The 13,460-nt window shown below is 71.7% G+C and carries 10 protein-coding genes; 4 read left to right on the top strand and 6 right to left on the bottom strand.

All coding sequences use genetic code 11. From position 1 onward, the window contains the following. Window positions 1-76 precede the first annotated feature (76 nt). The 4 genes from ilvD to AB5J50_RS28495 form a co-directional block, all read right to left on the bottom strand. Window positions 77-1,930 (bottom strand): dihydroxy-acid dehydratase, encoded by a 1,854-nt coding sequence (gene ilvD / locus AB5J50_RS28510; protein WP_327430655.1) that lies wholly within the window; start codon window positions 1,928-1,930, stop codon window positions 77-79. A 144-nt stretch (window positions 1,931-2,074) separates the two neighbouring features. Next, entirely contained in the window at window positions 2,075-2,692 is a 618-nt protein-coding gene (locus AB5J50_RS28505; RefSeq protein ID WP_369261085.1) for a TetR family transcriptional regulator, read from the bottom strand. Continuing rightward, complete coding sequence (locus AB5J50_RS28500) at window positions 2,689-3,513, bottom strand: sugar phosphate isomerase/epimerase family protein (RefSeq protein WP_369261084.1); 825 nt, start codon at window positions 3,511-3,513, stop codon at window positions 2,689-2,691. The genes AB5J50_RS28505 and AB5J50_RS28500 overlap by 4 nt, the downstream gene beginning before the upstream one ends. 898 nt (window positions 3,514-4,411) lie before the next feature. Then, window positions 4,412-5,344, bottom strand: coding sequence for a Ppx/GppA phosphatase family protein (locus tag AB5J50_RS28495; protein ID WP_327430652.1), 933 nt, complete (start codon window positions 5,342-5,344; stop codon window positions 4,412-4,414). Between the two features lie 71 nt (window positions 5,345-5,415). Between AB5J50_RS28495 and AB5J50_RS28490 the strand changes: the two genes are divergently transcribed. Then, a complete protein-coding gene (locus AB5J50_RS28490; RefSeq protein ID WP_327430651.1) occupies window positions 5,416-6,276 on the top strand; it encodes a hypothetical protein in 861 nt (286 codons plus the stop codon). 120 nt (window positions 6,277-6,396) lie between these two features. Here the strand turns inward: AB5J50_RS28490 and AB5J50_RS28485 are convergent, their stop codons facing one another. Next, window positions 6,397-8,163, bottom strand: a complete 1,767-nt coding sequence (locus AB5J50_RS28485) for a hypothetical protein (protein ID WP_369261083.1) — start codon at window positions 8,161-8,163, stop codon at window positions 6,397-6,399. A gap of 196 nt (window positions 8,164-8,359) precedes the next feature. On the opposite strand from AB5J50_RS28485, the gene radA reads away from it, so the two are divergent. Both radA and disA read left to right on the top strand, forming a co-directional pair. Next, on the top strand, window positions 8,360-9,769 hold the full coding sequence (gene radA, locus AB5J50_RS28480) for a DNA repair protein RadA (RefSeq protein WP_327430649.1): 1,410 nt from the start codon (window positions 8,360-8,362) through the stop codon (window positions 9,767-9,769). A gap of 68 nt (window positions 9,770-9,837) precedes the next feature. Beyond that, complete coding sequence (disA, locus tag AB5J50_RS28475; RefSeq protein WP_369261082.1) at window positions 9,838-10,962, top strand: DNA integrity scanning diadenylate cyclase DisA; 1,125 nt, start codon at window positions 9,838-9,840, stop codon at window positions 10,960-10,962. A gap of 190 nt (window positions 10,963-11,152) precedes the next feature. Here disA and AB5J50_RS28470 read toward each other — a convergent pair whose 3' ends face one another. Beyond that, window positions 11,153-11,962 carry a hypothetical protein gene (locus tag AB5J50_RS28470; RefSeq protein ID WP_369261081.1) on the bottom strand — a complete coding sequence of 270 codons (810 nt, stop codon included), beginning with the start codon at window positions 11,960-11,962 and terminating at the stop codon, window positions 11,153-11,155. 372 nt (window positions 11,963-12,334) lie between these two features. Here AB5J50_RS28470 and AB5J50_RS28465 point away from each other — a divergent pair, with 372 nt between their 5' ends. After that, a complete protein-coding gene (locus AB5J50_RS28465; protein WP_369261080.1) occupies window positions 12,335-13,255 on the top strand; it encodes an A/G-specific adenine glycosylase in 921 nt (306 codons plus the stop codon). The last annotated feature ends 205 nt before the right edge of the window (window positions 13,256-13,460 follow it).

The raw sequence follows: 13,460 nt of genomic DNA, 5'->3' as shown, positions 1-13,460 counted from the left end.
GGAAGGTGACATGGAAAGGGGCCGCCCCCGAAGGAGCGGCCCCACAGACCAAGCGTCGGCCGGGGTCGAAGACCTGTCAGCCCAGCTTCGAGACGTCCCGCACCGCGCCCCTGTCCGCGCTCGTCGCCATCGCGGCGTAGGCGCGGAGGGCGGCCGAGACCTTGCGGTCGCGGTTCGCCGGGGCGTAGACGCCGTTGAGGGCGGCGCGGCGCGTGTCCAGCTCCTCGTCCGACACGAGCAGTTCGATCGAACGGTTCGGGATGTCGATGCGGATGCGGTCGCCGTCCTGGACCAGGGCGATCGTGCCGCCGGAGGCGGCCTCCGGGGAGGCGTGGCCGATGGACAGGCCGGACGTGCCGCCGGAGAAGCGGCCGTCGGTGATCAGGGCGCAGGTCTTGCCGAGGCCGCGGCCCTTGAGGAAGGACGTCGGGTAGAGCATCTCCTGCATACCCGGGCCGCCCTTGGGGCCCTCGTAGCGGATGACGACGACGTCGCCGTGTGTGATCTCCTTCTTGAGGATCTTGTCGACGGCCTCGTCCTGCGACTCGCAGACGACCGCCGGGCCCTCGAAGGTCCAGATCGACTCGTCGACGCCCGCCGTCTTCACGACGCAGCCGTCGACCGCCAGGTTGCCCTTGAGGACCGCCAGGCCGCCGTCCTTGGAGTACGCGTGCTCGGCGGAGCGGATGCAGCCGCCCTCTGCGTCCTCGTCGAGAGCCTCCCAGCGCTCGGACTGGGAGAAGGCCTCGGAGGAGCGGACGCAGCCGGGGGCCGCGTGCCACAGCTCGATCGCCTCGGCGGACGGGGAGCCGGCGCGCACGTCCCACGTCTTCATCCAGTCCGAGAGGGACGGGCTGTGGACCGAGTGGACGTCCTCGTTCAGCAGGCCGGCGCGGTGCAGCTCGCCCAGCAGGGCCGGGATGCCGCCCGCGCGGTGCACGTCCTCCATGTAGTACGTGCGGTCCTTCGCCACGTTCGGGGCGACCTTGGCGAGGCACGGCACACGGCGCGAGACCTCGTTGATCTCGTCCAGGCCGAAGGGGACGCCCGCCTCCTGGGCGGCCGCCAGCAGGTGCAGGATCGTGTTGGTGGAGCCGCCCATGGCGATGTCGAGGGCCATGGCGTTCTCGAACGCGGCGTGCGTGGCGATGTTGCGGGGCAGCACCGACTCGTCGTCACCGTCGTAGTAGCGCTTGGTGATCTCGACGACCGTGCGGGCCGCGTCCTCGTACAGGCCCTTGCGGGCGGTGTGCGTGGCGAGCACCGAGCCGTTGCCGGGGAGGGACAGGCCGATGGCCTCGGTCAGGCAGTTCATCGAGTTGGCGGTGAACATGCCGGAGCAGGAGCCACAGGTCGGACAGGCGTTCTCCTCGATGCGGAGGATGTCCTCGTCCGAGATCTTGTCGTTCACGGCGTCGGAGATCGCGTCGACCAGGTCGAGCGTACGGACCGTGCCGTCGACCAGGGTGGCGCGGCCGGACTCCATGGGGCCGCCGGAGACGAAGACCGTCGGGATGTTCAGGCGCAGGGCCGCCATCAGCATGCCGGGCGTGATCTTGTCGCAGTTCGAGATGCAGATCAGGGCGTCGGCGCAGTGGGCCTCGACCATGTACTCGACCGAGTCCGCGATCAGGTCGCGGGACGGGAGGGAGTACAGCATGCCGCCGTGGCCCATCGCGATGCCGTCGTCGACCGCGATCGTGTTGAACTCGCGCGCGATGCCTCCGGCGGCGGTGATGGCCTCGCTGACGATGCGGCCGACCGGCTGGAGGTGGGTGTGCCCCGGCACGAACTCCGTGAAGGAGTTGGCGACCGCGATGATCGGCTTCCGTCCGATGTCCGCACCCGGTACACCGGAGGCGCGCATAAGGGCTCGTGCGCCCGCCATGTTGCGTCCGTGGGTGACTGTGCGGGACCTCAGCTCGGGCATCGTCGCTCGCTCCTTCGGAGATGTGTGACTGCTGTCGAGCGTACGCCGGTGCGCCACGATACGGACAGGGTGTCCGAAATGCGGGATGCCTGTCTCGGCTTCCGGCTGCGGGTCGTACGTGGCCGGGCGCGTCCTCGTCCCGGTTCAGGGGGCCGTCAGGTGGCCCTGCACCACCGGCGCCACCCTTGCCACGATCTGTTCCGGGTCCGCCGACGCCAGGGGCTCGACCTTGATCACGTATCGCAGCATCGCGATCCCGACGAGCTGCGCCGCCGCCAGCTCGGCGCGCAGTTCCGCGTCGGGGGCGTCCAGCTGCCCGGCGATGCGGCGCAGCAGCTGGGTGGCGACCAAGCGGCGGAAGACGGCGGCCGCGGTCTCGTTGTTCACGGCGGAGCGGAGGATCGCGAGCAGCGGTGTGCGGGTCGCCGGGTTCTCCCAGATGCCGAAAATGAAGCGGGTCAGGCGCTCGCCCACGGCGTCGAGGGGGCCGTCCTCGACCGCGTCCGGGGCGCCGAGGGCGGGTGCGAAGGCGACCTCGATGGCCGCCTCGAAGACCTGTTCCTTCGTGCCGAAATAGTGGTGCACGAGCGCGGAGTCCACCCCGGCCGCCTTGGCGATGCCGCGGACCGACGTCTTCTCGTAGCCCCGCTCGGAGAACTCCTCGCGGGCCGCCTCCAGGATGCGGTCGCGGGTGGCGGGGGCCGCCTCCGTCTGCGTACGAGTGGGGCGTCCCCGGCCGCGGCGGGGGGCGGCGTCCGTCACCGGCGGGGCACCTTCACCGCGGAGGCGAGGTGGAGCCGGGTGAAGGCCAGGGCCTCCGCCAGGTCCGCCTCGCGTTCGACGCTGGACATCGCGCGACGGGTGTTGACCTCGATGACGACATGGCCGTCGAATCCGGAGAGCGCGAGGCGTTCGAGCAGCTCGGCGCAGGGCTGGATGCCGCGGCCCGGGACGAGGTGCTCGTCCTTGTTGGAGCCGTTGCCGTCGGCGAGGTGGACGTGGCCGAGGCGGTCGGCCATGCGGTCGATCATCTGCAGGGCGTCGGTACGGGCGGTCGCCGTGTGGCTGAGGTCGATCGTGAAGTGACGGTAGTCGTCCTTCGTCACGTCCCAGTCGGGGGCGTACGCCAGCATCTCGCGGTCGCGGTAACGCCAGGGGTACATGTTTTCGACGGCGAACCGTACGTCCGTCTCGTTCGCCATCCGCCAGATCCCGCTGACGAAGTCACGTGCGTACTGGCGCTGCCAGCGGAACGGGGGGTGTACGACGACGGTGCTCGCGCCGAGCTTCTCGGCCGCCGCCTGGGCGCGCTGGAGCTTGATCCACGGGTCGGTGGACCACACCCGCTGGGTGATCAGCAGGCAGGGGGCGTGCACGGCGAGGATCGGGATCTGGTGGTAGTCGCTGAGGCGGCGGAGGGCTTCGATGTCCTGGCTGACCGGGTCGGTCCAGACCATGACCTCCACGCCGTCGTAGCCGAGGCGCGCGGCGATCTCGAAGGCCGTCGCCGTCGACTCCGGATACACGGACGCCGTGGACAGCGCGACCTTCGCATCCGGGATGCGTACGACTGGTTCTGCCACGAGGGACAGAGTACGGGGTGCCTCCGGCGGTTCGGCGGGGGTGGTTCGCTTCGGCCGGGGGTTCTTGTGGCTGCTGGCCGGGGTGGGGGTTGGCCTGCGGCCGGGCGCCTTTCGCCGTTGCGGGGGCTGTCGTGTGCGGCTGCGGGTTGTGTGTGGCTGGGCGCGCAGTTCCCCGCGCCCCTGTGGTGGGGGCTCGTCGTGGGCCCGTGCGGGTTGTCGGTTGCGGCTGGGCGCGCACCCGCGGCGGAGCCGCACAAAAGTCACAGCCCCGCGCCCCCTTCAGGGCGCGGGGATCATGCTCGTGCGGGTTGTCGGTTGCGGCTGGGCGCGCACCCGCGGCGGAGCCGCACAAAGTCACAGCCCCGCGCCCCCTTCAGGGCGCGGGGATCATGCTCGTGCGGGTTGTCGGTTGCGGCTGGGCGCGCACCCGCGGCGGAGCCGCACAAAGTCACAGCCCCGCGCCCCCTTCAGGGCGCGGGGATCATGCTCGTGCGGGTTGTCGGTTGCGGCTGGGCGCGCACCCGCGGCGGAGCCGCACAAAGTCACAGCCCCGCGCCCCCTTCAGGGCGCGGGGATCATGCTCGTGCGGGTTGTCGGTTGTGGCTGGGCGCGCACCCGCGGCGGAGCCGCACAAAGTCACAGCCCCGCGCCCCCTTCAGGGCGCGGGGATCATGCTCGTGCGGGTTGTCGGTTGTGGCTGGGCGCGCACCCGCGGCGGAGCCGCACAAAGTCACAGCCCCGCGCCCCCTTCAGGGCGCGGGGATCATGCTCGTGCGGGTTGTCGGTTGTGGCTGGGCGCGCACCCGCGGCGGAGCCGCACAAAGTCACAGCCCCGCGCCCCCTTCGGGGCGCGGGGATCATGCTCGTGGAGCCGCCTGCTTCTGCGTGTTCTACGTGTCTACTCCGAGGCCATGTGGTCGAGGCGGCGGAGGATGACGCCCTCGCGTAGGGCCCAGGGGCAGATCTCCAGGGTTTCCACGCCGAAGAGGTCCATGGCGCCCTCGGCCACCAGGGCTCCGGCGAGGAGTTGGCCGGAGCGGCCCGGGGAGACGCCGGGGAGTTCGGCGCGTTCCTCGGCGGTCATGGAGGCGAGGCGGGGAACCCAGTCCTCGAGGGTGCGGCGCTTGAGTTCGCGCTGGACGTAGAGGCCCTCGGTGGAGCGGGCGGCGCCGGCCAGGCGGGCGAGCTGCTTGAAGGTCTTGGAGGTGGCGACCACGTGGTCGGGGGCGCCGAAGCGGCTGAACTCGCCGACCGTACGGGCGATCTGGGCCCGCACATGGCGGCGCAGCGCCTTCACGTCGGCGGGGTCGGCCGGGTCGGTGGGCAGCCAGCCCGCGGTCAGCCGCCCGGCGCCGAGCGGCAGCGACACGGCCGCGTCCGGCTCCTCGTCGATGCCGTACGCGATCTCCAGGGAGCCGCCGCCGATGTCGAGGACGAGCAGCTTGCCCGCAGACCAGCCGAACCAGCGGCGGGCGGCCAGGAAGGTCAGCCGGGCCTCTTCCGCCCCGGTCAGGACCTGGAGCTCGACGCCCGTCTCGGCCTGCACCCGGGCCAGCACATCGTCGGCGTTGCTGGCCTCGCGTACGGCGGAGGTCGCGAACGGCAGCATGGCCTCGACGCCCTTGTCCTCGGCCGCCTCCAGCGCGTCCTGGACCGTCTCGATCAGTTTTTCGACGCCTTCGGGGCCGATCGCCCCGCTCTCGTCGAGCAGTTGGGCAAGCCGCAATTCGGCCTTGTGCGAATGCGCGGGCAGCGGGCGCGCGCCGGGGTGGGCGTCCACCACCAGCAGATGCACCGTGTTCGAACCCACGTCGAGGACACCGAGTCTCATGTACGGAACGCTACTGCGCCTACTGCCGTCGACCGTCGCCGGAGCGGGCAGAAGCGACTTACCCTGGACGGGTGCCAAAGACGAAAAAGGCGAAGCCCGACAAATCCCCCAAGGGTTCGTCGAAGAGTTCTTCGCAGGCGAAGCCGTCCACGTCCAAGAAGTCCACGAAGAAGGCCGCTGTGTCCGACGAGAAGGGCCTCGACTTCGCTCGCGCATGGGTGGAGTTTCCGGATCCCACCGACGACGAGCAGGTCTTCCGGTGCGATCTGACATGGCTGACCTCTCGCTGGAACTGCATCTTCGGAAGCGGCTGCCAGGGCATCCAGGCGGGCCGCGCCGACGACGGCTGCTGCACTCTGGGCGCCCACTTCTCCGACGAGGACGACGAGAAGCGGGTGGCCGAGCATGTGGCGAGGCTCACGCCGGACATCTGGCAGCACCATGACGTGGGCGTGGCCACCGGCTGGGTCTCGGAGGACGAGGACGGCGACCGGCAGACCCGGCCGTACCAGGGGTCCTGCATCTTCCAGAACCGGCCCGGGTTCGCCGGCGGCGCGGGCTGCTCGCTGCACATCCTGGCGATCAAGGAGGGCCGCGAGCCGCTGGAGACCAAGCCGGACGTCTGCTGGCAGCTGCCCGTGCGCCGGACGTACGAGTGGATCGACCGGCCCGACGACACCCGGGTGCTCCAGGTCTCCATCGGCGAGTACGACCGCCGCGGCTGGGGTCCCGGCGGCCACGACCTGCACTGGTGGTGCACCTCGGCGACCTCGGCGCACGGCGCGGGCGACCCGGTGTACGTCTCCTACCGCCCGGAGCTGATCGAGCTGATGGGCAAGGAGGGGTACGGCCGCCTGGTCGAGCTCTGCGAGGCACGGCTGGCCTCGCAGCTGCCGCTGCTGGCACCGCATCCGGCCGACCCGGTGGGCTGAGTCCCGGCCGGCCCGGTGGGGCAAGTCCCGGCCGCCGGCCCGGTGGGAGTCCCGGTCGACCCGGTGTGCCGCGTCCTACCAGCCACACCGGTCCCACGCATCCCACTATTCCCACCAGGCTTACGAGGACGGGCTCGGGTCGCCGCTGTCGCTGGGCGGTGGCGTCGAGCCCCCGGGGTCGGAGGGGGTCGAGTCCGTGGGGGTCGGCTGGGGGTCGGACGGCGTCGGATCGCTGGGCGTCGGGGTCGGGGTCGGGTCGCTCGGGGCGGGGTCGGAGGGGGTCGGGTCGCTGGGCGTCGGGCCGGGGCCCGGGCCGCCGGGGTCGGACGGGCCCGCGTTCCCGTATCCGTCGATCGTGACCACGGCGCCCGCCGGTGCGATCGACACCCGCGCGCTCCAGGGGCCCACCGGCTCGCGAAGATGATCGACGTACACCTTGATCGTCAACGATTCGCCCGGTTCGAGGGTTCCCGACGAATGGCTCAGGTAGAGCCAGGACGCCCCGGTGTGCGCGGACCAGTGCACCGGTGAACTCCCGGACGCGGTCAGCGTGAGGAGGGTCGTGTCACCGCTGCTGTCGGCCGCCACGGAGAGGTGTCCGGCGTTCTGGCCCGGGGTGCTTCCCGGGGTGCTGATGACCTCCACGGAGACGTCGGGCGAGCGGCTGCCCTTGGTGAAGCGGGCGTCGGGTTTGGTGCTGGCGTTGCCCGCGTTCTCGTAGCCGCCCGCCTCTTCGCCGTTGATGCCGTCGGGGCTGTGCGCCTCGCTCGCGGTGACGGAGCGGCCGTCGGCGCCCTCGCCGGTGAGGGGCGCGCCGCGGTAGGCCGCCCAGAGGGCGAGGACGGGCGCGGCCACCACCGTGGCGACGACTGTGGTTGTGACGGCACGCGCGCGTAGACGGTCCCTTCGCGCGGCGTGATCCTTGGGGTCCATCGGAAAACCGCGCCGGTCGAAGCGCGGAGCGCTGCCCCGCGCGCGGGGGGCGTGCGCCATCGCGACGTGCAGGGCGGCGCGCGGCGCCTCCAGGACCGGGAGCGCGGCGGGCGTGACGCTGGTGCCGGGCCAGGCGCCGGGGACCGCGCGCTCGGCGGTGCGGCGGCAGCGCGGGCAGTCGTCGACGTGCCGGACGAGTTCGCGGCGCAGGGTGGCGCTCAGGACGAGCTGGTTGTCGCCGGTGAGACGGGCGACGCTCGGGCAGGTGCCGGTCTCCACCACGGCGAGGGCCGCGCGGGTGCGCTCGACCTCGCAGGCGGCGCAGGCGAGCAGCTCACCCGCCTTGGCGAGGTCCATGCCGAGGACGGCGGCGACCTCGTGGGCGGCGAGCTGGTGGCGCACGGCGAGTTCGAGCGCCTCGCGCTGCTCGGGGGTCGTGCCGGCGGCCTCCGGCCAGGCGAGCAGGGCGAGTTCGCGCTGGCGCTGCGCCTGGGCCTCTTCGGACACGGGGGCGCTCAGCGCCTCGGCCGCGCGCCGGTCGGCCGCGCCCTTGGCGTGCCGGCTTGAGGTGTCCTTGTGGGGCGCGCGGCGCCCTGAGGCGTGCGCCGCCTGGCGCCTGCGCCGGGCCTCGGTCAGTTTGCGCAGACAGGACCAGCGCGCGAGCGCGTACAGCCACGCCCTGCGGTCGTCCGCGGACTCCGGGCCGCGCGGGCTCCGGCGCTCGGCCAGTGCGAGGACGTCCCCGAGGGCGGCGGTGGCCGCGTCGTGGTCGCAGAGCACGGACAGGCAGTACGTGAACAGGCCGTCCAGATAGGGCTCGTAGCGCGCGGGAGGGCGCTGAGCCATGGTGCGGGTGCTCGCGCCACGGGGCGTGCTCACCCGCTTGCGCGCGTCTCCGTGCGCCCGGTGTGCGCCGGTGGTGTGCGTGGAGGTCTCCGGACTGCTGCTCATCACCCGTGCGACCGTAGGCGCCCTGGGGTGGCCCCTTCTTCCCCCTTGAGTACATTTAATCCGTACGGGTGAAACGATCCCTCAAAAGGGGACACGAACCTCCGATTCCGTGGCCTGGGCCTTCACAGGCGGCGATGGCAGGCCATGGCATATGACATGCGAGGCCGGACTGTCAGTGGGCTCGGCTACGGTTCCGTGCATGGCTGCCCGTACGAAAACCGCGAAGGACCGGCCGTCCTACCGCTGCACCGAGTGCGGCTGGCAGACGGCCAAGTGGCTCGGCCGCTGCCCCGAGTGCCAGGCGTGGGGGACGGTCGAGGAGTACGGCGCGCCCGCGGTCCGGACGACGACTCCGGGCCGCGTCACCACCTCCGCGGTGCCCATCGGGCAGGTCGACGGCCGGCAGGCCACCGCCCGCTCCACCGGCGTGCCCGAGCTGGACCGCGTCCTCGGCGGCGGTCTCGTGCCCGGCGCGGTCGTCCTGGTCGCGGGCGAGCCGGGGGTCGGCAAGTCCACGCTCCTCCTCGACGTGGCGGCCAAGTCGGCCAGCGACGAGCACCGCACGCTGTATGTCACGGGTGAGGAGTCGGCGAGCCAGGTGCGCCTCCGCGCCGACCGCATCAAGGCGATCGACGACCACCTCTACCTGGCCGCCGAAACCGACCTGGCCGCCGTCCTCGGCCACCTGGACGCGGTGAAGCCGTCCCTGCTCATCCTGGACTCCGTGCAGACGGTCGCCTCCCCGGAGATCGACGGAGCGCCCGGCGGCATGGCCCAGGTGCGGGAGGTCGCCGGAGCCCTCATCCGCGCCTCCAAGGACCGTGGCATGTCCACCCTCCTCGTGGGCCACGTCACCAAGGACGGCGCGATCGCGGGCCCCCGCCTGCTCGAACATCTCGTGGACGTCGTCCTGAGCTTCGAGGGCGACCGGCACGCGCGCCTCAGGCTGGTCCGAGGGGTCAAGAACCGTTACGGGACGACGGACGAGGTCGGCTGCTTCGAGCTGCACGACGAGGGCATCACGGGCCTCGCCGACCCGAGCGGCCTGTTCCTGACCCGCCGCGCCGAGCCGGTCCCGGGCACCTGCCTGACCGTCACCCTGGAGGGCCGCCGCCCCCTGGTCGCCGAGGTCCAGGCGCTCACGGTCGACTCACAGATCCCCTCCCCCCGTCGTACGACGTCCGGTCTGGAGACCTCCCGCGTCTCGATGATGCTGGCCGTTCTGGAGCAGCGCGGCCGGATCACCGCCCTCGGGAAGCGGGACATCTACTCGGCGACGGTCGGCGGCGTGAAGCTCTCCGAGCCCGCAGCGGACCTCGCGATCGCACTCGCCCTCGCCTCCGCGGCGAGCGACACCCCGCTCCCCAAAAACCTCGTGGCGATCGGCGAAGTGGGGCTCGCGGGCGAGGTCAGACGGGTCACGGGAGTCCAGCGCCGGCTCGCCGAAGCCCACCGCCTGGGCTTCACGCACGCCCTCGTACCGACCGACCCGGGCAAGATCCCTCCCGGTATGAAGGTCCTGGAAGTCGCCGACATGGGCGACGCTCTGCGGGTCCTCCCGCGCTCCCGTCGTCGAGAGGCCCCACGGGAGGAGGAAGAGCGCCGGTAGACTTTGCCCTGGTCTCGCCCGTCCGTACGAACAGAGGGCGACCGGAAACCTGCGACCGGAGGAGTGCAGTGGCAGCCAACGACCGGGCAGCAGCTCCCGGAAAATCCGGTGGGAGCTCCGGTGCCGATGGCCTGATGCGCGCCTCACTGAGCGCCGTGGCACCCGGCACAGCCCTGCGCGACGGGCTCGAGCGGATTCTCCGTGGCAACACGGGCGGACTCATCGTGCTCGGCTGGGACAAGACCGTCGAGTCGATGTGCACCGGCGGTTTCGTGCTGGACGTCGAGTTCACCGCGACCCGCCTGCGCGAGCTGTGCAAGCTCGACGGCGGCATCGTCATCGACAAGGACATCACCAAGATTCTGCGGGCGGGCGTGCAGCTCGTGCCCGACCCGAAGATCCCCACGGAGGAGACTGGCACGCGGCACCGCACCGCGGACCGGGTCTCCAAGCAGGTCGACTTCCCCGTCGTCTCGGTCTCCCAGTCGATGCGCCTGATCGCGCTGTACGTCGACGGTCAGCGCCGCGTCCTGGAGGACTCGGCGGCGATCCTCTCCCGCGCCAACCAGGCCCTCGCGACCCTGGAGCGCTACAAACTCCGCCTCGACGAGGTCGCGGGAACGTTGTCAGCGCTGGAGATCGAGGACCTCGTCACCGTCCGCGACGTGTCGGCTGTCGCCCAGCGCCTGGAGATGGTGCGGCGCATCGCCACCGAGATCGCCGAGTACGTAGTCGAACTGGGCACCGACGGGCGTCTTCTCGCCCTCCAGCTGGACGAGTTGATCGCCGGGGTCGAGCCCGAGCGCGAACTCGTCGTACGGGACTACGTGCCCGAGCCCACCGCCAAGCGCTCCCGCACGGTCGATGAGGCTCTCTCCGAACTGGACGCGCTCAGCCACGCGGAGCTCCTCGAACTCTCCACCGTGGCACGGGCGCTGGGCTACACCGGCTCCCCCGAGGCGCTGGATTCCGCCGTCTCCCCGCGCGGCTTCCGCCTCCTCGCCAAGGTGCCGCGCCTGCCCGGCGCGATCATCGACCGCCTTGTGGAGCACTTCGGCGGACTGCAGAAGCTGCTCGCCGCCAGCGTGGACGACCTGCAGACGGTCGACGGGGTGGGCGAGGCGCGAGCGCGCAGTGTCCGCGAGGGGCTGTCGCGGCTGGCGGAGTCGTCGATTCTGGAACGGTACGTCTAGCCGACGGCTGGACGAATAGAACGACGGGGCGGGTAGAGGGGCTGGGCGGGTAGAGGGGCGAAGAGCAGCGGGGCGGGGAACGGGCGAACCGGGGCGCGAGTCCCGCGCCCTCGCTTTACCCTCGCCCTCGCCCTCGCCCTCGCCCTCGCCCCGACCAGTGCTTCAGTCCTGGTCCTGTTGTTCCAGTGCCTCAGTCCTTGGAGAGCACGAACGACGTCTGGGCCTTCGCCAGCCCCGGTGCGGTCGCCTCCACCAAGTACGTACCCGCGGACGCCGAACCCGCCGGAGGCGTGGCGCACTCGGGGGCGCTGGCCTTGCGGTCCCACTCCACCGTGTAGGTCACCTGTCCGCCGGCCGGCACCCGGAAGAGGAGGCCGGCGGCGCTCTTCGGGCAGTCGTCCGACGCCCAGAATCCGGTGTCGCTCTCCGCCTGAGTGATCGTCAGCACGGCGCTCTTCGGGCCGAGATCGACCTTGCAGTCGCCGGAGGAGGAGTTCTTGGCGATGAGCTCGAACGTGGGTGTCTCGCCGGGGGCGTACGTGTTGTGCACGCTGCGCAGGGTCAACTTCACGCCGCCGGCGGTGCAGTTGGGGAGACCGGACCCGGCGGGAAGCTGCTCGCCCGAGCCGCCGCCGCCCTTGGATCCGTCGTCGGACCCACCGGTGGAGGAGCTACCGCTGCCGCTGGAGTCGCCGGAACCGGACCCCGATCCGTCGCCGGACCCGCTTCCGCCGCTGCCGGCGCTGCCGCTCGACTCGTCGCGGCCGCCCGGGTGTTGGCTGATCGCGGGACCGGAACCGGAGGGGCCGGGCGTGATGGTCGAGGGCGCGGGATTCTTGCCGTTGGACTCACCGGCGTTGTTCTTGTCGCCTCCGCCGCCGGAACCGACCACCCACACGATGAGCAGCGCCAACAGGGCGACCAGGGACAGCAGAACGGCCCTCCGACGCCAGTAGATGGTGGAGGGAAGCGGCCCGACCGGATTGCGCAGAGATCCCACGGCGCAAACTGTACGAGAGATCCGCCCCGCCGCTCGCCCCACCCGCCGCCCCGACATCAACTTTTCCGGATCATCATCCCGGCCACAGCCCGTTGTTCGCCCCCGCCGCCCCTACCCGTCCCATCCCCCAGGGGCCTGTTCGTCGGCCGCGCGCCGGTGGGGGTTGCTCGCGCAGTTCCCCGCGCCCCTGAAGGCGCGGGGTTCTTTTAGGGGCGCGGGGAACTGCGCAATCTTTTGGACCAGCCCCCACCCACCCGCGGCCAAGGAACCGGCCCCCGGGGTCTGGGGCGGAGCCCCAGGAACGGGATGGGACGGGCAGGGGCGGCGGGGGCGAAAGAAAAACCCACCCCCCACGTGGCAGGATCGACCCCGATGACTGCACCCACCGAGTCCACCCAAACCACCCCCGGCGAGACCCTGCACACCCCCGTCATCGCCTGGTTCGACGCACACGCCCGCGACCTCCCCTGGCGCCACCCGGAGGCCGGCCCCTGGGGAGTGATGGTCAGCGAGTTCATGCTCCAGCAGACCCCGGTGAACCGCGTACTCCCCGTGTACGAGCACTGGCTGACCCGCTGGCCCCGCCCCGCCGACCTGGCGAAGGAGGCCCCGGGCGAAGCCGTCCGCGCCTGGGGAAGGCTCGGCTACCCCAGGCGCGCCCTGCGCCTGCACGGCGCCGCGGTGGCCATAACGGAACGGCACGGCGGCGACGTACCGTCGGAGCACGCACAACTGCTCGCGCTGCCCGGCATCGGGGAGTACACGGCGGCCGCGGTCGCGTCGTTCGCGTACGGGCAGCGGCACGCGGTGCTCGACACGAATGTCCGGCGCGTCTTCGCCCGGGCCGTCACCGGGGTGCGGTACCCGCCGAACGCCACCACCGCCGCCGAGCGCAAGCTCGCCCGCGCCCTGCTCCCCGAGAGCGAGCGCACGGCCTCCCGCTGGGCCGCCGCCTCGATGGAGCTCGGCGCGCTCGTCTGCACGGCGAAGAACGAGACCTGCCACAGCTGCCCGATCGCCGGGCAGTGCGCGTGGCGGCTGGCGGGCAAGCCGGAGCACGAGGGCCCGCCGCGGCGCGGACAGACGTACGCCGGTACGGACCGCCAGGTCCGCGGCAAGCTCCTCGCCGTACTCAGGGAGTCGGTCACCGCGGTCCCGCAGACGGCGCTGGACCGCGTATGGGACGAACCGGTACAGCGTGCCCGCGCGCTCGACGGTCTCGTCGCCGACGGACTCGTGGAACCGCTCCCGGGCGGTCTGTACCGCCTGCCGCTGACACAGCCGCCGGCATAGCTGTCACACAGCAGTTGGCGCGGCATGTGACACAACAGGCCTAGCAAAACAGGGTTAAACGGGACGTACCACCCCCTCGCCTTACCCCGAACGTACATCCGTTACACAACCGACGGACAGCCGAGTGCTCGTCGCAGGCTGTCTCGGACAACCCCGTGACAACGCCTCCGTAGCTTCATTTGCGTACCGCAGACAACGCGGCGCA

Source organism: Streptomyces sp. R35 (genome assembly GCF_041053035.1).
GTDB lineage: Bacteria > Actinomycetota > Actinomycetes > Streptomycetales > Streptomycetaceae > Streptomyces > Streptomyces lutosisoli.
This window is presented reverse-complemented; position numbering and strand designations above follow the sequence as displayed.

Coding starts and splice junctions, on each gene's coding strand:
- radA (WP_327430649.1), top strand. CDS start 8,360: ATGGCTGCCCGTACGAAAACCGCGAAGGACCGGCCGTCCTACCGCTGC.
- AB5J50_RS28465 (WP_369261080.1), top strand. CDS start 12,335: ATGACTGCACCCACCGAGTCCACCCAAACCACCCCCGGCGAGACCCTG.
- AB5J50_RS28495 (WP_327430652.1), bottom strand. CDS start 5,344: ATGAGACTCGGTGTCCTCGACGTGGGTTCGAACACGGTGCATCTGCTG.
- ilvD (WP_327430655.1), bottom strand. CDS start 1,930: ATGCCCGAGCTGAGGTCCCGCACAGTCACCCACGGACGCAACATGGCG.